Annotated in this window: 17 protein-coding genes and 1 pseudogene; 10 read left to right on the top strand and 8 right to left on the bottom strand. The window is 59.8% G+C overall.

Annotated features, from left to right (window positions below):
* Positions 1-204: 204 nt before the first annotated feature.
* The 4 genes from HGHM_RS01115 to HGHM_RS01130 all read right to left on the bottom strand — a co-directional run bounded on the left by HGHM_RS01115 (position 205) and on the right by HGHM_RS01130 (position 3,872).
* The gene (locus tag HGHM_RS01115; protein WP_019139660.1) at positions 205-951 is read right to left on the bottom strand and encodes a polysaccharide deacetylase family protein; all 747 of its coding nucleotides are present in this window, start codon (positions 949-951) and stop codon (positions 205-207) included.
* The gene (locus HGHM_RS20325; protein WP_019139661.1) at positions 948-2,018 is read right to left on the bottom strand and encodes a glycosyltransferase family 4 protein; all 1,071 of its coding nucleotides are present in this window, start codon (positions 2,016-2,018) and stop codon (positions 948-950) included. Before HGHM_RS20325 ends, HGHM_RS01115 begins: the two co-directional genes overlap by 4 nt.
* A 150-nt stretch (positions 2,019-2,168) precedes the next feature.
* A complete protein-coding gene (gene ssb / locus HGHM_RS01125; RefSeq protein WP_019139662.1) occupies positions 2,169-2,669 on the bottom strand; it encodes a single-stranded DNA-binding protein in 501 nt (166 codons plus the stop codon).
* A 9-nt stretch (positions 2,670-2,678) separates the two neighbouring features.
* Positions 2,679-3,872: an MFS transporter gene (locus HGHM_RS01130; RefSeq protein WP_019139663.1), complete on the bottom strand. Its 1,194-nt coding sequence runs from the start codon at positions 3,870-3,872 to the stop codon at positions 2,679-2,681.
* A 134-nt stretch (positions 3,873-4,006) separates the two neighbouring features.
* Here HGHM_RS01130 and uvrA point away from each other — a divergent pair, with 134 nt between their 5' ends.
* Together uvrA and HGHM_RS01140 are read left to right on the top strand one after the other, a co-directional pair.
* Positions 4,007-6,859 (top strand): excinuclease ABC subunit UvrA, encoded by a 2,853-nt coding sequence (gene uvrA / locus HGHM_RS01135; RefSeq protein WP_019139664.1) that lies wholly within the window; start codon positions 4,007-4,009, stop codon positions 6,857-6,859.
* A gap of 22 nt (positions 6,860-6,881) precedes the next feature.
* Positions 6,882-7,160 carry an acylphosphatase gene (locus tag HGHM_RS01140; RefSeq protein WP_019139665.1) on the top strand — a complete coding sequence of 93 codons (279 nt, stop codon included), beginning with the start codon at positions 6,882-6,884 and terminating at the stop codon, positions 7,158-7,160.
* A gap of 31 nt (positions 7,161-7,191) precedes the next feature.
* Here the strand turns inward: HGHM_RS01140 and HGHM_RS01145 are convergent, their stop codons facing one another.
* Complete coding sequence (locus tag HGHM_RS01145; RefSeq protein ID WP_019139666.1) at positions 7,192-8,100, bottom strand: AEC family transporter; 909 nt, start codon at positions 8,098-8,100, stop codon at positions 7,192-7,194.
* Between the two features lie 90 nt (positions 8,101-8,190).
* Positions 8,191-10,176 carry a monovalent cation:proton antiporter family protein gene (locus HGHM_RS01150; protein ID WP_019139667.1) on the bottom strand — a complete coding sequence of 662 codons (1,986 nt, stop codon included), beginning with the start codon at positions 10,174-10,176 and terminating at the stop codon, positions 8,191-8,193.
* 109 nt (positions 10,177-10,285) lie between these two features.
* Between HGHM_RS01150 and HGHM_RS01155 the strand changes: the two genes are divergently transcribed.
* The 8 genes from HGHM_RS01155 to HGHM_RS01190 all read left to right on the top strand — a co-directional run bounded on the left by HGHM_RS01155 (position 10,286) and on the right by HGHM_RS01190 (position 16,937).
* A complete protein-coding gene (locus HGHM_RS01155; protein WP_019139668.1) occupies positions 10,286-11,314 on the top strand; it encodes a KpsF/GutQ family sugar-phosphate isomerase in 1,029 nt (342 codons plus the stop codon).
* Positions 11,314-11,841, top strand: coding sequence for a KdsC family phosphatase (locus tag HGHM_RS01160; protein WP_019139669.1), 528 nt, complete (start codon positions 11,314-11,316; stop codon positions 11,839-11,841). The genes HGHM_RS01155 and HGHM_RS01160 overlap by 1 nt, the downstream gene beginning before the upstream one ends.
* Positions 11,838-12,431 carry an LPS export ABC transporter periplasmic protein LptC gene (gene lptC, locus HGHM_RS01165; protein WP_019139670.1) on the top strand — a complete coding sequence of 198 codons (594 nt, stop codon included), beginning with the start codon at positions 11,838-11,840 and terminating at the stop codon, positions 12,429-12,431. Before HGHM_RS01160 ends, lptC begins: the two co-directional genes overlap by 4 nt.
* 36 nt (positions 12,432-12,467) lie before the next feature.
* On the top strand, positions 12,468-13,010 hold the full coding sequence (lptA, locus tag HGHM_RS01170) for a lipopolysaccharide transport periplasmic protein LptA (RefSeq protein ID WP_019139671.1): 543 nt from the start codon (positions 12,468-12,470) through the stop codon (positions 13,008-13,010).
* A 1-nt stretch (position 13,011) separates the two neighbouring features.
* Complete coding sequence (gene lptB, locus HGHM_RS01175) at positions 13,012-13,752, top strand: LPS export ABC transporter ATP-binding protein (RefSeq protein WP_019139672.1); 741 nt, start codon at positions 13,012-13,014, stop codon at positions 13,750-13,752.
* 18 nt (positions 13,753-13,770) lie between these two features.
* Entirely contained in the window at positions 13,771-15,246 is a 1,476-nt protein-coding gene (locus HGHM_RS01180; protein ID WP_019139673.1) for an RNA polymerase factor sigma-54, read from the top strand.
* A gap of 96 nt (positions 15,247-15,342) precedes the next feature.
* The gene (gene hpf, locus HGHM_RS01185; RefSeq protein WP_019139674.1) at positions 15,343-15,693 is read left to right on the top strand and encodes a ribosome hibernation-promoting factor, HPF/YfiA family; all 351 of its coding nucleotides are present in this window, start codon (positions 15,343-15,345) and stop codon (positions 15,691-15,693) included.
* A 152-nt stretch (positions 15,694-15,845) separates the two neighbouring features.
* On the top strand, positions 15,846-16,937 hold the full coding sequence (locus tag HGHM_RS01190) for an enoyl-CoA hydratase/isomerase family protein (RefSeq protein ID WP_019139675.1): 1,092 nt from the start codon (positions 15,846-15,848) through the stop codon (positions 16,935-16,937).
* Here the strand turns inward: HGHM_RS01190 and HGHM_RS01195 are convergent.
* The gene (locus tag HGHM_RS01195) at positions 16,930-18,093 is read right to left on the bottom strand and encodes a deoxyguanosinetriphosphate triphosphohydrolase (protein WP_019139676.1); all 1,164 of its coding nucleotides are present in this window, start codon (positions 18,091-18,093) and stop codon (positions 16,930-16,932) included. The two genes, HGHM_RS01190 and HGHM_RS01195, sit on opposite strands and share 8 nt — an antisense overlap.
* A pseudogene (aroKB, locus tag HGHM_RS20330) lies at positions 18,090-19,723 on the bottom strand (bifunctional shikimate kinase/3-dehydroquinate synthase AroKB). Before aroKB ends, HGHM_RS01195 begins: the two are co-directional and overlap by 4 nt.
* Between the last annotated feature and the right edge of the window lie 36 nt (positions 19,724-19,759).

Consider the following 19,759-nt stretch of genomic DNA (forward strand, 5'->3'; position numbering starts at 1 on the left):
AATACGCGACACCAAAAAATTGATTAATAGAAATTATTTACTTGCGGATAGTAATCCAGTTTAAGTAAGAGGGGAATGGGATGCAAAAAAGAAAGCCCTGCATTGCAGGGCTTTGTAGACATTTTCCACACTCTCGAGGGAACCGGTCGCCCGGCGCATGTGGAATCGGAGGAAACCTGCGCGGAATCCTCGGAACTGGATCCGTCAGGCTGTTTGACGCCGTACCGGCGGTCGCTTGGAAATGTTCTTGAAGTGCATCTTCCACCAGACGCCGACCAGGGAATCACCCCACGACACCGCCTTGCGAGGCAGAGTGAGCGGATCGTCTTCCGGCGTGGCCCACGCCCGCTCGCAAGTCGTGCCGGACTGGTACCCGGCTTCCGCCACCGCTTCCACCGCCCGGATGTCATGGCTGCCATAGGGATAGCAGAAGTGGTCGACCCGTGCGCCGAGCGCATCCTCGAGCTCCTTCTTGGACCGCGTGACTTCTTCACGGATGTGCTCCGTGCCCTGCTCGGCGAGGCGAACGTGGCTGGCCGAGTGTGAACCGATCTCGATCCCGGCCGAGTGCAGCTGCCGCAGACGTGCCGCGCTCATCAGGGGCGGCGTCGCATGGCCGTCGGCCGCGAGCCAGCTTGCCGATTGCCCCAGCAAACTGGAAATGGCATACACCGTTGCCGGAAATCCGTGCTTCTGCAGTATGGGGAAAGCGTATTCGTAGAAATTCTCGTACGCGTCGTCGAAGGTCAGCACCACGCCGCGCGGCGGCATCGGCGCATCCCCACGCAGGCACTTCAGCGCTTCTTCCATGCGCAAAACCTGGTAGCCGCCCAGCTTCAGCCAGGCCATCTGGGTTGCAAAGCGGCGGTGGTCGCAATAGGTGGCGCGATGGCTTGCCATCTCTGGAAAATCGCCGACCTGGTGATACATCAATATCTGGATGCCCTTCATGCATTGCCTCCGGCTGCAACTTCTCGGTACACAGCGCAGGTTCCCCGCACCATGCTTTCCAGGGAAAAGCGCTTCTCATAACGCTCGCGTCCGGCTTTCCCCATGCGCCGCCGCAAATCCGCATCGTCGAGCAGCCTGCCAATGGCTTCAGCCAGCGCTGCCGGATCCTCGGGCGGCACGAGCAAACCGGTTTCGCCGTCGGCAACGGCTTCACCTATGCCGCCCACATCCGCAGCCACGATCGGCAGCCCGAATGCAGCCGCCTCAAGCAGGGTCAGCGAAAGCGCTTCCCGGCGGGACGGCGCAAGCAGGATGTCGGCGCTTGCATAAATGCTGGCGACATCGTCGCGGTGGCCGGCAAAGCGCACCCTTTCCTCGATCCCGAGCTGCGCGGCGAGCAGTTTCATTTCCTCAGCCCAGCGCGTGTCGAGCGCGCCGGCCAGAACCAGGTTCCATTGCCGCACTTTCAGGCCAGCAAGCGCGCGCAAGGCAATGTCATGACCTTTTGCAGGCTCAAATCGTGCCACCATCGCCAGCACTGGCGCACCGTTAAGCTTCAGACTGGCGCGCAAGGCTTCGCGCGGCAGATGCGGCTGCGCGGCGTAATCCGGCACGCCGTGGTGCACGGTGCGCAGGAGCTCGCCTGGATAGCCGCAATCGACGAGGAAGCGGCGGACCGCATCCGATACCGCAATGATCCGCTGGGCCCTTCCGAAATGCTTGCCCGCATTCGTCGAATGGGCAGTGGCAACGCCCGGCACCTTGGCCAGGCGCGCGGCCCAGCCCGCGTAATGCGCACCGCGGGTCAGGTGTCCATGCACCAGGTCCGGCTTTTCACGACGGATCAGTGCCACCAGCCGCGCGAGTGACACGAGGTCGAAGCGGCCGTGATAGGGAATATGCTCGCAGTGGAATCCGGCCGCCCCCAGCTGCTCTCCCAGCCAGCCGTCGAGCGGACCGGCATAGATGCAGTCGACGCCTGCCGCAGACAGTCCTTGCATCAATTGCAGCAAGTGACGTTCGGCGCCGCCGGAGCGATGGCTGTGCAGTACGAAAATGACTTTCATCGCGGCAGACCCGCTCCCCTGCACTGCCGGGATGGATCAGGACGCAATGGCGCGCGAAGCCGCCCTTCCCTGGCTGGACATGCAAACAAGAAACCCGGCAAGAACGAGTCTTGCCGGGCTCTTATGTTCGAAACCTGCGGTTGGCCTGCCTCAGAACGGAATGTCATCATCCATGTCGCTGAAGTTCGGCGCCGGACGGGACGATCCGCGCGCAGCACCCCCACCGCCGCTACCGCTACCGCCCGCATTCTGACGCGGCGCCGGTGCCCCGCCGCCGTACTCCTCGTCCATGCTCGGCGCACCGCCACCCATGCCTTGCCGGCTGCCCAGCATCTGCATGGTGTCGGCGATGATTTCGGTGGTGTAGCGCTCGACGCCATCCTTGTCGGTCCACTTGCGCGTCTGCAGGCGGCCTTCCACATAAATCTGGCTGCCTTTCTTCAGGTACTGACCGGCGACTTCAGCAAGCCGGCGATAAAAGGTGATCCGGTGCCACTCGGTCAATTCCTTCTTCTCGCCGCTCGCCTTGTCTTTCCAGCTTTCCGTGGTTGCGACCGCAATGTTGGTGACCGCCTCGCCGTTCGGCATGTAGCGCGTTTCAGGATCGCGCCCGAGATTGCCGACGATGATGACCTTGTTTACCGATGCCATAAATTTCTCCTATAAAGCAGTCGCGGGCGCCGAGCCACGACGCGGCAGATTTTTCATTCCGGATGCGATTATAAGCCACGCGACAGCCAGTCCCGAGCCCAAAATGAATACCGACGATGGACCTGCATGTTGTTTCAGCCAGCCGCCGAGCGCGCCGCCGCAGAACAGGCCCAGCGCCTGCAAGGTGTTGTATACGCCGAGCGCAGCTCCCTTCGCCGCGGGAGGGGCTAGGCGGGATACCAGGGACGGCTGGCTGGCTTCGAGGATGTTGAAAGCAACGAAATACACCAGCAACAGCAGGACCAGGATCATCCAGCGCGAATTCGATTGCGACAGGAACAGCCACATCCCGGCTTGCACGATCAGCATCAGGATGATGGCTGCCATGAATACCTGCTTCATCTTGCCGCGCTTTTCGCCGATGAAGACCGGCGGCAGCATCAGGATGAAGGAAGCGAGTACCACCGGCAGATAGATTTTCCAGTGCTCCGCCACCGGCAGGCCGGCATACTGGACCAGGGCAGACGGCATGACGACGAACATTGCCATCTGCATGAGATGCAACGCAAAGACACCGAAATCGAGGCGCAGCAGTTCACGGTTGGCCAGCACCGCGCTGAAGGGCTGGCGTTTGGCGACCACCATCGGCACATCCGGCACGACATACAGCACGACGAAGATGGCGGCAATCGACAGGATGCCCGTCAGCGCGAAAATGCCGCCCATGCCTATCCATTTATATAGCACCGGCGCGGCCACCAGCGAGACGGCGAAGGTCAGGCCGATCGAGCCGCCGACCATCGCCATTGCCTTGGTGCGATGCTCCTCGCGCGTGGCATCGGCGATGAAGGCAGTGATCGCGGCGGAAATCGCGCCAGCGCCCTGCACTGCGCGACCGACGATCATCCAGACGATATCGTTTGCCGTTGCGGCAATGAAGGAGCCAAGCGCAAACAGGATCAGGCCGATGATGATGACTCGCTTGCGGCCGTATCTGTCGGAAGCGACGCCGTACGGGATCTGACCGACGGATTGGGTCAGTCCATAGATGCCCATTGCCAATCCAACCAGGGTAGCGTTATTGCCCCCAGGCAAACCTTTCGCATGCACGGCAAATACCGGCAGGATTAAGAACATGCCAAGCATGCGCAAGGCGAAAATCGACGCCAGCGATGCGCTCGCTCGAATTTCGTTGGCAGACATGCCAGCATTTATTTCAAGGGAAGAAGGGGAAGCCATGAGGTTGTAATTTCAGGTCAAGCCTGATGACTACAGCGAACATCAAAACCCGTTATAGTATCAGGTTGACCCGTTTAAAGCCTATGCTCCAAGCAGCCATGGAAGAAATCCGAATTCGCGGTGCGCGTACGCACAACCTCAAGAACATCAACCTGGAATTACCCCGCAATCAGCTCATTGTCATCACCGGCCTGTCCGGCTCGGGCAAGTCCTCGCTTGCCTTCGATACGCTGTATGCGGAAGGACAGCGGCGCTACGTGGAATCGCTCTCCGCGTACGCGCGCCAGTTCCTGCAGCTGATGGAAAAGCCGGACGTCGACCTGATCGAAGGCCTGTCGCCCGCGATCTCGATCGAACAGAAGGCGACCTCCCACAATCCGCGTTCGACGGTCGGTACCGTCACCGAAATCCACGATTACCTGCGCCTGCTGTATGCACGCGTCGGCACGCCTTATTGCCCCAACCATCCGGAAAAGCCGCTGGCCGCACAATCGGTGTCGCAGATGGTGGACGCGGTGCTGGCCATGCCTGAAGACACCAAGCTGATGATCCTCGCGCCGGTGGTAAGCAACCGCAAGGGCGAACATGCCGACCTGTTCGAAGAGATGCAGGCGCAGGGTTTCGTGCGCTTTCGCATCCAGAGCGGCACCGGCAAGGCGAAGGTGTATGAAGTCGATGAATTGCCGAAGCTGAAGAAAACCGAAAAGCACACCATCGATGTGGTGATCGACCGTGTCAAGGTCCGTGCCGACATCAAGCAGCGCCTTGCCGAAAGTTTCGAGACCGCACTGCGCCTGGCTGAGGGCCGCGCGATTGCACTGGAAATGGACGGCGGCGCCGAACATGTATTCTCGAACAAGTTCGCCTGCCCTATCTGCGGCTACTCGCTGCAGGAACTGGAGCCGCGCCTGTTCTCGTTCAACAACCCGATGGGCGCCTGCCCCGAATGCGACGGCCTCGGCCACATCGAATTCTTCGACCCGAAGCGCATCGTCGCCTTCCCGAATCTGTCTCTCGCCTCCGGCGCGATCAAGGGCTGGGACCGGCGCAACCAGTTCTATTTCCAGCTGCTGTCCAGCCTGGCCGAGCATTACGGCTTCGATATCGATACGCCCTTCGAGGAGCTGCCGGAAAAGGCGCGCCAGGTGATCCTCCATGGCTCCGGCCGCGAGACGGTCCCGTTCACCTATATCAATGAACGTGGCCGCGCCGTGGTGCGCGAGCATACTTTTGAAGGCGTGGTCAACAACCTGCAGCGGCGTTATCGCGAAACCGATTCGATGGCGGTCAAGGAAGAGCTGGCGAAGTTCATCAACCAGAAACCCTGCCCTGAATGCGATGGCGCGCGCCTGCGCATCGAGGCACGCCATGTCAAGGTCGGCACCGGCAAGCAGGAGCGCGCGATCTATGAAGTGGCGGCCACGCCGCTGCGCGAAACACTTACCTTTTTCGAAAACCTGAAATTGACTGGCGCGAAAAGGGAAATCGCGGACCGCATCATCAAGGAAATCGTGGCGCGGCTGAAATTCCTCAACAACGTCGGCCTCGATTACCTGTCGCTCGAACGCAGCGCGGACACGCTGTCCGGCGGCGAGGCACAACGCATTCGGCTTGCTTCGCAGATCGGCTCCGGCCTGACCGGTGTGATGTATGTGCTGGACGAGCCTTCGATCGGATTGCATCAGCGCGACAATGACCGGCTGATCAACACCCTCAAGCACTTGCGCGACATCGGCAACAGCGTTTTGGTGGTGGAACATGACGAAGACGCCATCCGCTGCGCCGACTTCATCGTCGACATGGGCATCGGCGCGGGCGTGCATGGCGGCGAAGTGATTGCGCAGGGCACGCTGGAACAGATCCTGAAGAACAAGAAGTCGCTGACCGCGAAATACCTGAACGGCACGCTGGAAATCACGGTGCCGAAAAAACGCACGCCGGCGGATCCGCACCGGCAACTGGTGATCAGCGGTGCTTCCGGCAATAACCTGAAGAATGTCACGCTCGAGCTGCCGGTCGGTTTGCTGACCTGCGTAACCGGCGTGTCCGGCTCCGGCAAGTCGACCCTGGTCAACGATACCTTGTATCACGCTGCGGGTCGCCATCTGTACGGCTCGCAAGCCGAGCCGGCGCCGTATGAATCGATCACCGGCCTGGAACATTTCGACAAGGTGATTTCGGTCGATCAGGCGCCGATCGGCCGCACCCCGCGTTCCAACCCGGCCACCTACACCGGCCTGTTCACGCCGATCCGCGAACTGTTCGCCGAAGTGCCGGCGGCGAAGGAGCGCGGCTACAGTGCCGGGCGCTTCTCCTTCAATGTCAAGGGCGGGCGCTGCGAGGCTTGCCAGGGTGATGGCGTCATCAAGGTGGAAATGCACTTCCTGCCCGATGTCTATGTGCCTTGCGACGTCTGCCACGGCAAGCGCTACAACCGCGAAACGCTTGAGGTCCAGTACAAGGGCAAGACCATTACCGAAGTGCTGGACATGACGGTCGAGGAAGCACATGAATTCTTCAAGCCGGTGCCGGTCATCGCGCGCAAGCTGCAGACCCTGCTCGACGTCGGCCTCGGCTACATCCGGCTCGGACAGAGCGCCACCACACTGTCCGGCGGCGAGGCGCAACGGGTGAAGCTGTCGCTGGAATTATCCAAGCGCGACACCGGCCGCACGCTGTATATCCTCGACGAGCCGACCACCGGCCTGCATTTCCATGACATCGCCCTGCTGCTGAAGGTGATTCACCGCCTGCGCGATCAGGGCAATACCGTGGTCATCATCGAGCACAACCTCGACGTGATCAAGACCGCGGACTGGATCATCGATCTCGGACCAGAGGGCGGCGCTGGCGGCGGCCAGATCATTGCGACCGGCACGCCGGAGGTAGTGGCGAAATCCCCGATCAGCTTTACCGGGAAATACCTGGCGCCTATGCTGAAGAAGAAGTAGGCGGACCTGAGCGCGGAAGACCATGGCGAAGCACCTGATCATTACCGGCATCGTGCAAGGCGTGGGCTACCGCGCCGCTTTCGAGGCGCGGGCGCGTGCACTCGGACTTTCCGGCTGGGTGCGCAACCGCCGTGACGGTTCGGTCGAAGCCATGGTGGCCGGCAAGGCAGAATCGCTTCAGGCGATCGTCGGCTGGGCCTGGCAAGGGCCGGCGGCGGCGCGGGTGAGCGACGTGTCGGTACGTGATGCGGACGATGCTCGGATCAGCGAAGGAAGCTTCGAACAGCTGCCGACCTGTTGACCGCGCAGCCGGGACTTGCGGGGAACGGGAGTTAGCGCAAGCCCATCCACAATCCCGCCGGAACAAAGGCCAGGGCCGCGAGATTCCCGAGCATGACGATGGAGGCGACCTTGTCCGGCTCCTGCTGATAGCGCTCCGCCACCATAAAGCAGAACACCGCAGGCGGCAAGGCAGCGAACAGATACATCTGGCCGCGCTGCATGGGCGTGAGATGCAGCAGATTATCCAGCAGCCAGGCTGCGATCAGGCCCGCAACCGGGCAAATGATCGCGCCCATCAGGCCAATGTGCCAGCTGCGAAAACTCACGTCCAGCATACGCACGCCGAGGGAAAACAGCATGATGGGGATGCACGCCTCGCCCAGGATCTTCAAGCCCTGGAACAGCCACGCGGGCAGGCTGATATGCGCCAGGGCGAACGCCAGACCGATCATCATCGCCAGCATCATCGGGCTGGCAAGAAATTGCAGAGACGAGCCGGATTTCTTCTCCCTGCCGGCTTCGATGATCTTGATCCCTACCGAGAAATAAACCAGATTGCAGGCCATGAATAAGGCGACTGCGGCCGGCAGTCCCGCCGTACCGAATGCCAGCATGGCCAGCGGCAAACCCATGTTGCCGCAGTTGTTGTACATCATCGGCGGCACGAAGCTGCGCACGTCATATCCAAGCAGTCGCGCGACCGGCCAGGCAATCAGGCCGGAGCCGAGGGAAATCAGGACGCCGGCAAGAATCAGCGTTCCGTTATGGGCGATGTCGAAATCCTTGGAAGCCAGTGCCGTGAAGACCAGCAATGGACAGAGGACGTCCATGCTCACGCGGTTGATTGCCACCATGTCGGCTTTCACGCTGCTTCCCCGCATGCGGCCGTAAGCGTAACCCAGGGCGATGATGATGAATACCGGCAGGATGATGCCGAGGATACGCTCGAAGACTTGCATTGATGATGCCTGATGCGAAATACCAAAAGGCAAGCATTGTAGCGGGATATGGTGTTCCCTGTTTTCCGCTATGCAGGCAGCGCGATGCCCTTATTGCAACAGCCGGTGCTCCGCTCTTGCGACACCATCGGCAGTGCCGCGCAACACAACGATGTCCCCGGCCTGCAGCACGGTTTCTGGCTTGGCTTCGATGCGCGCCTTGCCGCGCCGGATCAGCATCACATCGGCGCCGGCTTCCTTCAGTTTCAATCTTGCCAACGACCTGCCGACGGCCCGCGCGCCCTTTTCGAGCGTGACCGAATGCAGGCGCACCTGCAAGTGCTCCGCATCGTCCGGTCCGTCGCTCGTTCCATGGAAATAGCCGCGCAGCGATGCATAGCGCTCCTCGCGCGTTGCTTGGATACGGTGCACGACGCGCCGCAGCGGCACGCCCAGCATGAACAGCGCATGCGAAGCCAGCATCAGACTGCCTTCGATGGCTTCCGGCACGACTTCGGCTGCCCCGGCGGAGCGCAGCTTGTCGAGGTCGCTGTCGTCATGGCTGCGCACGATGACCGGCAAGGCAGGCGCCAGATCATGCGCAAAATGCAAGGCCTTCAAGGCCGACGGCGTGCTGGCAAACGTAATCACCATGGCGGCGGCGCGGTGGATGCCGGCTGCCAGCAGGCTTTCGCGCCGGGCGGCATCGCCATAGGACACATTCGCTCCGGCAGCCTGAGCCTCGCGCACCCGGTCGGGATCAAGGTCCAGCGCATGGTAGGCGATGCCCTCCTCTTCCAGCAGCTTCGCCAGGCTCTGGCCGGAGCGGCCGAAGCCGGCGATGATGACGTGCTTCTGGGTGGACATGGTGCGCGTGGCGATTTGCGTCAGTGCCAGCGATTGCACCATCCATTCATTGGCCGCCAGCTTCATCACGATGGCATCGGACTTGGCAATGATGAAAGGCGCAGCCAGCATGGACAGCACCATCGATGCCAGGATGACCTGAATGAGCAGCGGGTCCATCAGCTGCAGGCCACCCGCCTGATTCAGCAAGACGAAGCCGAATTCCCCTGCCTGTGCCAAGGCCAGGCCGGTACGCAGGGCGACGCCCGTGGAAGCGCCGGACAGCCGGGCCAGGGCCGCGATCAGCCCGAACTTCAGCAGAACCGGCCCGGTCAGGAGCAGCAGTACCAATACCCAGTGCTCCAGCACCAGTCGCACATTCAAGAGCATGCCGACGGTAATGAAGAACAGCCCGAGCAGCACGTCGCGGAATGGCTTGATGTCTTCTTCCACCTGGTGCTTGTATTCCGTTTCCGAAATCAGCATGCCGGCAACGAAGGCGCCAAGCGCGAGCGACAAACCGGCGCGTTCGGTGATCCAGGCGGCGCCCAAGGTGATCAGCAACAGGTTGAGCATGAACAATTCCTGGGAGCGCCGCTTCACCACGATTCGGAACCAGCCGCGCATCAGCTTCTGGCCGATCACCAGCAGCAGTACCAGCACGACCACTGCCTTGAACGTGGCCCATGCCAGCGTGACCAGCAAGTCGCCGGAGTTTCTCGCCAGGGCGGGGACCAGGATCAGCAGCGGCACCACTGCCAGGTCCTGGAACAGGAGAATTCCGATGATCTGGCGTCCATGCTCACTCTCGAGTTCCAGCCGCTCGGTCAGCATTTTCGACACGATGGCGGTGGATGACATCGCCAGCGCGCCGCCCAAGGCAAAGGCGGCGCGCCAGCTGATATCGATGAGCTGCGGCAATACTTGGGAAACCAGCCAGCCGAACACCATCACCATGCCGATCGTGCACAACACTTGCGCCAACCCGAGGCCGAACACCATGTGCCGCATCGCCGACAGCCTGGGCAGGGAGAACTCCAGTCCGATCGAGAACATCAGAAAGACGACGCCGAATTCGGCGAGGGTATGCGTCGTCTGCGTGTCTTCCGCCAGTCCGAGCCCGAACGGGCCGATGCAGATGCCGACCACGAGATAGCCCAGCATGGGCGGCAGGTGCAGCGAGCGGAATGCCACCACGCCGAGCACTGCGGCACCCAGCAGCAGAAGCGTGAATTCGAGAGCGGAAAACATGATGAAGGAAAGTGCCTGCTAAACGCCTGTCTCTTGAGCGGTCTCAAAGCGATACTTTTTATTACGACTGGCAGATTTCTTGCTTAGTCAATTCGTTTATACTTCCCGCATGAGTGTACCTTACGAAAAAACCCTGCCCAAAGCTTTTGATGAAAAATCTGCACGACGTGCGCTGGAGCTCGCACGCGACACCCTGCAGATCGAAGCTGACGCAATCCTGAATCTGAAAAATCGCCTTTCCTCCTCCCCGGATGACAGCTTCGCCCAAGCCGTTGGACTCTTGCTCCAGTGCAGCGGCCGGGTCGTCGTTTCCGGAATGGGAAAATCCGGCCATATCGCACGCAAGATCGCGGCGACCCTGGCTTCCACCGGCACGCCCGCGTTTTTCGTGCATCCAGGGGAAGCCGCCCACGGCGACCTTGGCATGGTGACGGAAAATGATGCCGTCATTGCCATTTCCAACTCCGGGGAAACCGGGGAGCTGCTGGCAATCGTTCCCATCATCAAGCGCATGGGCGCCAAGCTGATCGCCATGACCGGCAATCCGGCGTCCAAGCTTGCCGAACTGGCCAATGTCCATCTGAACGTGCGCGTCGACAAGGAAGCCTGCCCGCTGAATCTTGCACCGACCGCGAGCACTACCGCGACCTTGGCGTTGGGCGATGCACTGGCCGTCGCCTTGCTCGATGCCCGCGGCTTCCAGGAAGAAGACTTTGCGCGCTCCCACCCGGGCGGCGCGCTCGGGCGGCGCCTGCTGACCCATGTACGCGACGTCATGCGTACCGGCAGGGCAATTCCCACTGTGGCCGCTGACACTCCCTTGTCCAATGCCTTGCTGGAAATTACGGACAAGGGCATGGCCATGACGGCAATAGTCGACGCCGACAAACACCCCATCGGCATCTTTACCGACGGTGACTTGCGCCGCCTGATCGAAAAGAAGCAGGATCTGCGCGACCTGTCGATTGCCGATGTCATGCATGCGAATCCACGCACGATTGGGCCGGATCAACTGGCGGTCGAGGCGGTGGAATTGATGGAACAGTTCCGCATCAACCAGCTTCTGGTGGCGGACGCCGACGGCAAGCTGGTAGGCGCTCTGCACATCCACGATTTGACAAGAGCCAAGGTAATTTGATGAATGAATCCGCTGTCGACAGGGCTGCGCGCATTCGCCTGATGATTTTCGATGTCGATGGCATCCTGACCGACGGCAGCCTGCATTACGGGCCGGAAGGTGAAGTCATCAAGACCTTCAATGTCCTCGATGGTCACGGCATCAAGCTGCTGCAGCAGTCCGGCGTGGCCACGGCGATCATCAGCGCGCGCCAATCCGCCATCGTCGCCAGACGCGCCGCGGACCTCGGAATACAGCACCTGTACCAGGGTGTGCATGACAAGCGCTCGGCATTCGAACAACTCCTGCAGAAAACCGGCATTCCGGCGGAGCAATGCGGCTTCATCGGGGATGACGTCATTGACCTGCCCATCCTATTGCGTGTCGGTTTCGCCGCCAGCGTCCCGAATGCCCATCCCGACGTCCGCTCACGTGTGCATCATGTGACGCAAGCCGGCGGCGGCCACGGCGCAGCCAGGGAAATCTGCGATTTCATCCTGCGCGCCCAAGGAAGCTACGAGGCGGCAATTGCGCCGTACCTGCGATGAGTGCCAGTGCACCGAGCCAGCGCTTTCGCCTGTGGGGCCTGCTGGCACTCATGCTGCTGCTGGCGCTGGGCGCAATTTGGCTCAACCAGGTCCTGCAGCGAGCGACGGATGACTATATCCCGCGTGCGGCGCGAACTGAACCGGATTTTTGGGTGGAAAATTTCAGCTACGTCAAAACCTCGAAAGATGGGCAGGCGCGCTATCACATTTCCGGCCAGCGGCTGACGCACAATCCCCGGGACGATTCCTACGATGTCCAGCGTCCGGTCGTCAACAGTCTCGTCAGCGGCCGGGCGCCGACGACGATGCGAGCCGTAAGGGCCAAGGTCGATAGCGATAACAGCAAGGTGCATCTCTACGACGATGTGCACGTGGACCGCCCCGGAACCGCTGGCAGCGACCCTCTGCATCTCAGCACCGATTATCTGCTGGTGCTGCCTGACGATGACGTGATGCAAACCGACAAGGCGGTCGACATTACTATTGGCACGTCGCACCTAAGTGGAATCGGCATGTATGCGAACAATGCAACGCGTGAGTTTCGGTTATCCAATCGTGTCCATGGGACCTATCAAAGCACGGCGCATTGATTCGGCTATAAAGAATGCATCCTTGAAGAGATTTTCATGAAACATTTTTTGTTCGCCCTGCTGTGCATGCTCGCAACCGGCATTGTCCAAGCGGAGAAAGCCGATGCGGACAAGCCGACCAAGGTCGAAGCCGACCAGATGGCTTATGACGACGCGAAGCAAATCACGACTTTCACCGGCAACGTCGTGATGACACGCGGCACGATGACTATGCACGCGGGGAAAGTGGTGGTCTCTCAAGATCCGGCCGGTTATCAATACGCCACGCTGCTGGCACCTTCAGGTGGACTGGCAACATTCCGTCAGAAACGCGACGGCGGCCAGAACCTGTGGGTGGAAGGGCAGGCCGAACGCATCGAATACGATGGCAAGGCGGAGCTCGTCAAGCTTTTCACCCGGGCAAAGATTCGCCGCCTGGAAGGCGGCAAGCCGCTAGACGAGATCGAAGGGGACTTCATTTCTTATGACAGTCGCGCCGAATTTTTTTCAGTAAATACCACCCCCTCCGGCGAGAACAAGCAAGGCAAGGGAAGGATCACGGCAGTCATTCAGCCGCGGACCGAAACGAAGGATAAATGAGATGGTAAGTACCCTGGTTGCGAATGGCTTGCAAAAGAGCTACGGCGCCCGGCAGGTGGTGCGTGATGTTTCCTTGCAGGTGGAAAGCGGTGAAGTAGTCGGTTTGCTCGGGCCGAATGGCGCCGGCAAAACCACCTCTTTCTACATGATCGTCGGTCTCGTGCCATCGGATGCGGGCAGCATTGACCTCGACGGTGTCGCCATCTCGCGCCTGCCCATCCATCGCCGCGCAATGCTCGGCCTGTCCTATCTGCCGCAGGAAGCCTCGGTCTTCCGCAAGCTGACGGTCGAGGAGAATATCCGTGCCGTGCTGGAGCTGCAGCGCCAGGACGGCAAGCCGCTCCCAAAGGAAGTGATCGACAAGCGCCTGAATACCCTGCTTGCGGAGCTTCAGATCGAAAAGCTGCGCGAGAGTCAGGCGCTGTCTTTGTCCGGGGGAGAGCGCCGGCGCGTGGAGATTGCGCGCGCCTTGGCGACCAGCCCCCGCTTCGTCCTGCTGGATGAGCCTTTTGCCGGCGTCGACCCGATTGCAGTGATCGAGATTCAGCGCATTGTGCGCTTCCTGAAAGAGCGCGGCATCGGGGTGCTGATCACCGATCACAACGTGCGCGAGACGCTCGGGATTTGCGACCGCGCCTATATCATCAACCAGGGTTCCGTTCTGGCAAGCGGACGCCCTGATGACATTATTGCCAACGAATCGGTGCGACGCGTGTATTTGGGTGAACACTTCCGGATGTAACGGGAGCCATACATCGCAATGAAACAGACTCTACAACTTCGCATATCGCAGCATCTTGCGCTGACGCCGCAGTTGCAGCAGTCGATTCGTCTGTTGCAGTTGTCGACGCTCGAACTGCATCAGGAACTTGAACAGATCCTGTCGGACAATCCCTTGCTCGAACGCGTGGATGACCCGCTCGATCATTCGATCCGCCTTCTGGCGGATGGCGCAATCAGCACCGGCACCGGGCTGTCCGAGCCTGCCAATAACGAGTCTGCACCCGCCGAATCCGGCGAAGCCGAAAGCGGATTCGAAGGAAATGATGGTGCAGATGCTGCTGGCTCCGGCGAGGCCGACTGGAGCTTCGATGATGTTGCGCGCACTTCGAAGGCGCCTGATGACGAGGATGCACGGCCGCAACTCGAGGCACCCGAGATCACCTTGCGCGAGCATCTGCTGGAACAGGTCCGGCTGACGGTGCGGGAAGCGCGCGACCGTGCGTTGCTTGAACTGATCATCGATGCGCTGGACGACAATGGCTATCTGGAAGAATCAATCGAAGAGATCCATGCACGCTTGCCGGAAGAACTGGGCATTGAGCTCGATGATCTTTCGGTTGCGCTGAAGCTGCTGCAGAGTTTCGAGCCCGCCGGCGTGGCTGCACGCAATGCTGCCGAATGCCTGGCGATCCAGATCCGGCGTTTCCCCAAGGTGCCACTGGTTACCCGGCGGCGTGCGCTGGCCATCGTGGAGAACCATCTCGCATTGTTTGCACAGCGCGACTTCAACAAGCTGAAAAAACTCCTGGATTGCGATGACGAGGATTTGCGGGAGGCGCAGGCGATCATCAGGCAGTGCAATCCCCATCCCGGGGCTATGTTTTCTTCAGGCGCGTCCGATTACGTTGTGCCGGATGTCATCGTGAAGAAGACCAAGAACGGCTGGCAGGCAATGCTCAATCATGAAGTGATGCCGCGGCTTCGGGTCAATGCCTTGTATGCGAATATCCTGAAGCAGAACAAGGGCGAAGGATCGCTGAGCTCGCAGTTGCAGGAAGCCAAGTGGCTGATCAAGAACATGCGCCAGCGCTTCGACACCATCCTGCGCGTGGCTCAGGCAATCGTCGACCGCCAACGCAACTTTTTTTCTCACGGGGAAGTGGCGATGCGGCCTCTTGTCCTGAGGGAGATTGCTGATACACTGGGTTTACACGAGAGTACTATTTCTCGGGTCACCACCCAAAAATACATGCTTACTCCGCACGGCATGTTCGAATTAAAGTATTTCTTCGGCAGTCATGTTGCTACGGAAGCTGGCGGCGAGGCTTCGTCGACGGCAATTCGTGCGCTCATCAAACAACTGATAGGAGCGGAAGATCCCAGGAACCCATTCTCCGACAGCAAAATTGCCGACATGCTCGGGGAACAAGGCATGGTAGTTGCGCGTCGTACAGTGGCGAAATACCGGGAAGCTTTAAAGATTCCACCCGTGAACTTGCGCAAATCCTTGTAGTCTCTTTTGTTGTGTTTTTCCATCGCTGTGTTCCGGCGCGCCTGCCTGGGCCGGCATGTTGCGAACCGCCAGCGATACCATCCATAGGAGCGCTGTATGAATATCTTGATCAGTGGACAACACCTTGAATTGACTCCCGCCATCCGCGACTATGTGACGAGCAAAGTGGAACGCGTCGTGCGCCATTTTGATGATGTCATCGATGTTGCAGTCATTCTCGGCGTCGAAAAACCTGCGCAGAAGGATAAGCGGCAAAGAGCGGAAGTGAACATGCGTTTGAAGGGCAATGTCATTCATGTGGAGAGTTTCGCGGAAGATGTTTACGCAGCCATTGACAGCATGATCGACAAGCTCGACCGCCAGGTTCTCCGATACAAGGGCAAGGTCCAGGATCATCAGCACGAAGCGATCAAGCGAATGCCGGAAGCAGCGAACCCCGCCTCCTAACATGCGGGCTTCACACTGATACAGTCGTGAACGGAAAGGGCGCAAACGAAGCGCCCTTTTTTATTGGCTGCACGGGTGCGGTCCCAACTAATGCAGTAATTTGGCCAGCCCTATTAGAATGGCAGTCTGTTCATTTCCGATGATTCCCCTTCATGACCGAATTTATCCGAACCGCGATCAAGGGCAGGACCGGTTTCATTACCCTGGACCGGCCGAAGGCCCTGAATTCACTTTCACTTGATATGGTGCGGGCTTTGACAGCTTGCCTGCTCGCCTGGCGCGACGAACCCAAGCTTGCTGCCGTGGTTATTCACAGCTCCAGTGAAAAGGCATTTTGCGCCGGGGGTGATATCCGCTTTTTTTATGAAGCCGGGAGAAGCACGCCCTTGGACGGCAGTGCCCTGCTCGAGGATTTCTTCACCGAGGAATATGCGCTGAACCATCTGATTCGCTATTATCCCAAGCCTTATATTGCTGTCATGGATGGAATCGTGATGGGTGGCGGCATGGGCATTGCGCAGGGAAATCCGGCCAATTGCCTTCGCATCGTCACGGAGCGCACGAAGATGGCCATGCCGGAAGTGAATATCGGTCTGTTTCCCGATGTGGGTGGCAGTTATTTTCTGTCGCGTGCTCCGGGACAGATTGGCGCGTATCTCGGCGTGACCGGCGAAATCATCGCGGCGGCGGATGCCTTGCATGCCGGTCTGGCCGACGTGTTCCTGCCGTCGGCGCAATTGCCGGCGCTGATGGACCTGCTTGCCTCGGACGGGGCTGCGGACCTGCATAAGGCAGCGCTCGATTTTTCGGCGTCGTTCCAGTCACAAGCCGATCCGGCCAACAGCGTGCTGGCGGCAAACCGGAGCCTGATCGATTCTTGCTTTGACCATGACAGCGTGCAGTCGATCATTGATGCATTGAGGCACAGTGATTCATCGTTTGCGCAAAAGACGCTTGCGACCATGAGCAAGCGTTCGCCTTTGATGATGTGCGTGACGCTTTCGCAAATCCGCCGCGGCGCCGGCATGACGGTAGCGGAATGCCTGCGGATGGAACGCAACCTGGTGCGTCGGGTGTTCGAACACGGGGAGGTGCTCGAAGGCGTGCGGTCAGTGGTGATCGACAAGGACAATGCTCCGCAATGGAATCCGGCGACACTCAATGAGGTTTCACCGCAGATGGTTGAGCGTTTCTTCGAACCGGCGTGGCCGGCATATGCTCATCCCTTGCGCGATCTCAGCTGAATCTGGGTTCAGCCTCGTCCACCATGAACAGGCGCCGGTGTTCGCGCATCGCATAGCGATCGGTCATTCCGGCGATGTAGTCCGCCACTTTGCGCGCCTGAGCATGCGCCTTGCCGGCGCCGTCGCTTCCCGTTACCTGGTAATCGGGCGGTAACAAGCGGGGTTCTTCCGTGAAGGCCTCGAACAGTTCCCGGATGATGCGTCGCGCCTTGCTGGTCATGCGGTTGACCTGGTAATGGTGATACAGGTTCTCGCGCAGGAAGCGCTTCAGAAGCGTCGCCCGCTGCGTCATCTCATCGGAAAAGCCAATCAATGGTGGCGCATTGCGCACATCATCCGCTGTCTTCAAGGGCACGGCCTGAATGCGTTCCCGTGAAGTGTCGATCAAGTCCACTGCCAGGGCATTGATCATGCGGCGTATCGTTTCATGGATCGCACGGCGTCCGCTGATACCCGGGAAGGCTTCCTCGACTTCCCTGCGGTGACGGGCGTACAAGTCGATTTCGTCCAGCTGCGCCGTGGTCAGCAAGCCTGAGCGCAGGCCATCGTCGATATCATGGTTGTTGTAGGCGATTTCATCGGCGAGATTCGCGAGTTGCGCTTCCAGAGTAGGCTGCTTTTTTTCGATGAAGCGCTGGCCGATGTCGCCCAGCGCCTTCGCGTTTGCCTGGGAACAGTGCTTGAGTATGCCCTCCCGGGTCTCGAACATCAGGTTGAGGCCATTGAACGCGCCATAATGCTCTTCCAGTTCGTCGACGACACGCAGGCTCTGCAAATTATGCTCGAAGCCGCCATAGTCCTTCATGCACGCATTCAGGGCTTCCTGTCCGGCGTGCCCGAACGGGGTATGCCCGAGGTCGTGGGCGAGCGAAATCGCTTCGACCAGATCTTCATTCAGAGACAGATTACGCGCGATGGAGCGGGCGATCTGCGCGACTTCGATGCTGTGCGTTAGGCGGGTGCGAAACAGATCCCCTTCGTGATTCACGAAGACCTGGGTTTTGTATTCGAGGCGACGGAATGCCGTGGAATGAATGATGCGATCGCGATCACGCTGGAATTCGGTGCGCGAGCCGGGCGCTGGCTCGGGGAAGCGCCGGCCTCGCGATGCCGCGGGATGTGCAGCATAAGGCGCAAGGCGGGCGTCGAAATTCATGCTTGCACACAGGCCTTCAAGGTGGCCCGCAGGGCATCCTGCGGAACCGGCATGACGACCGATGTTCCGAGCGGCTTGAGCAGGATGAATTTGATCTGCCCCCCTTCGTTCTTCTTGTCGACCTGCATCAGCTCAAGCCAGCGCTCGACACCGAGGTCAGGAGCAACAGTTGGCAAGCCTGCAGCTCTGACCACGGCCGCGATGCGCTGAACGGTGTTGCCATCGATGAAGCCAAGGCGGTGGGACAAGTCTGCCGCCATCATCATGCCGCAGCCGACGGCTTCGCCATGCAGCCACTTGCCATAGCCGAGCCCCGCTTCGATGGCATGGCCAAAGGTATGACCGAAGTTGAGAATCGCTCGCAAGCCGCCTTCGCGTTCGTCCTGGCGCACGACATCTGCCTTGATTTCGCAAGAGCGCTTGATTGCAAACGCCAGCGCTTCCGGATCACGGATGACAAGCTTGGCAATGTTGTCCTCGATCCAGTCGAAGAATGCGGCATCGATGATGGCGCCGTGCTTGATGACTTCGGCCAGCCCTGCAGACAATTCCCGGGCCGGCAGGCTGTCGAGCGTCGACGTATCGGCGATCACTGCCTGCGGCTGGTAGAAGGCGCCGATCATGTTTTTGCCGAGCGGATGATTGATGCCGGTTTTACCACCGACGGAGGAATCCACCTGTGCCAGCAGGGTGGTCGGAACCTGGATGAACGGAATGCCGCGCATGTAGGTCGCGGCGGCGAAGCCGGTGAGGTCGCCGATCACGCCGCCGCCAAGCGCCACCAGGGTCGTCTTGCGGTCACATTTCTCTTGTAGGAGAACATCGAAGACCCGCATCAGGCTTGACCAGTTTTTTTCTTCCTCCCCGTCCGGCAGCACGATGGCAGTAACCTGCTTGCCCGCGGCCAGCAGCGTTTGGCGCAAAGGTTCGAGGTATAAAGGGGCAACCACGTCATTGGTGACGATCGCCACTCGCTTGCCCTTGATGTAAGGCGTGAATAAATCGTCCTTGGCAAGGAGCGACTGGCCTATCGTGATCGGATAGCTTCGGTCGTCCAATTCAACCTGAAGTGTGGTCGGGGAAGGATACGGCGTCATTATGGATGCGGGAGAAATCAGCCTGGCTTTCCGTCAGGCACTTGTTTACCATCGGCCAGTTCAAGCTGGCCGAGAATCGTCTGCACCAAGGATTGTACGTTAGGTCGACCGGTATCGACGACCAGATCGGCAACCTCAAGGTAGAGCGGCTCGCGCTCGCGCATCAATTGCTCTATGCGCTGCCTCGGATCGGCTGTTTGCAGCAATGGACGATTCTTGTCGTGGCTGGTCCGTTGCAAAATGCTGTTGACGCTGGCGCGCAGATAAATCACGGTGCCGCGTGCTTTCAAGTATTCGCGGCTTTCCGGCTTGAGAATTGCACCGCCGCCAGTAGCCAGCACGATATCGGAGCGGCTGGTAAGGTCGCGTATGACCTCGGCTTCTCGTGCTCGAAAACTCGCCTCCCCTTCGATCTCGAAGATCCAAGGGATTGAGGCACCGGTGCGTGCCTCGATTTCATGATCGGAGTCGATGAACTGTTTGCCCAGGCGCCGTGCAAGAGCCCTCCCCACGGTCGTTTTGCCCGCGCCCATCAAGCCGACCAGGAAAATATTCTCTCGCAACTCTAG

Origin of the sequence: Noviherbaspirillum massiliense JC206, from assembly GCF_000312045.1 — a bacterium.
Taxonomy (GTDB): Bacteria; Pseudomonadota; Gammaproteobacteria; order Burkholderiales; family Burkholderiaceae_D; genus Noviherbaspirillum; species Noviherbaspirillum massiliense.

Coding starts and splice junctions, on each gene's coding strand:
- HGHM_RS01115 (WP_019139660.1), bottom strand. CDS start 951: ATGAAGGGCATCCAGATATTGATGTATCACCAGGTCGGCGATTTTCCA.
- HGHM_RS20325 (WP_019139661.1), bottom strand. CDS start 2,018: ATGAAAGTCATTTTCGTACTGCACAGCCATCGCTCCGGCGGCGCCGAA.
- ssb (WP_019139662.1), bottom strand. CDS start 2,669: ATGGCATCGGTAAACAAGGTCATCATCGTCGGCAATCTCGGGCGCGAT.
- HGHM_RS01130 (WP_019139663.1), bottom strand. CDS start 3,872: ATGTCTGCCAACGAAATTCGAGCGAGCGCATCGCTGGCGTCGATTTTC.
- uvrA (WP_019139664.1), top strand. CDS start 4,007: ATGGAAGAAATCCGAATTCGCGGTGCGCGTACGCACAACCTCAAGAAC.
- HGHM_RS01140 (WP_019139665.1), top strand. CDS start 6,882: ATGGCGAAGCACCTGATCATTACCGGCATCGTGCAAGGCGTGGGCTAC.
- HGHM_RS01145 (WP_019139666.1), bottom strand. CDS start 8,100: ATGCAAGTCTTCGAGCGTATCCTCGGCATCATCCTGCCGGTATTCATC.
- HGHM_RS01150 (WP_019139667.1), bottom strand. CDS start 10,176: ATGTTTTCCGCTCTCGAATTCACGCTTCTGCTGCTGGGTGCCGCAGTG.
- HGHM_RS01155 (WP_019139668.1), top strand. CDS start 10,286: ATGAGTGTACCTTACGAAAAAACCCTGCCCAAAGCTTTTGATGAAAAA.
- HGHM_RS01160 (WP_019139669.1), top strand. CDS start 11,314: ATGAATGAATCCGCTGTCGACAGGGCTGCGCGCATTCGCCTGATGATT.
- lptC (WP_019139670.1), top strand. CDS start 11,838: ATGAGTGCCAGTGCACCGAGCCAGCGCTTTCGCCTGTGGGGCCTGCTG.
- lptA (WP_019139671.1), top strand. CDS start 12,468: ATGAAACATTTTTTGTTCGCCCTGCTGTGCATGCTCGCAACCGGCATT.
- lptB (WP_019139672.1), top strand. CDS start 13,012: ATGGTAAGTACCCTGGTTGCGAATGGCTTGCAAAAGAGCTACGGCGCC.
- HGHM_RS01180 (WP_019139673.1), top strand. CDS start 13,771: ATGAAACAGACTCTACAACTTCGCATATCGCAGCATCTTGCGCTGACG.
- hpf (WP_019139674.1), top strand. CDS start 15,343: ATGAATATCTTGATCAGTGGACAACACCTTGAATTGACTCCCGCCATC.
- HGHM_RS01190 (WP_019139675.1), top strand. CDS start 15,846: ATGACCGAATTTATCCGAACCGCGATCAAGGGCAGGACCGGTTTCATT.
- HGHM_RS01195 (WP_019139676.1), bottom strand. CDS start 18,093: ATGAATTTCGACGCCCGCCTTGCGCCTTATGCTGCACATCCCGCGGCA.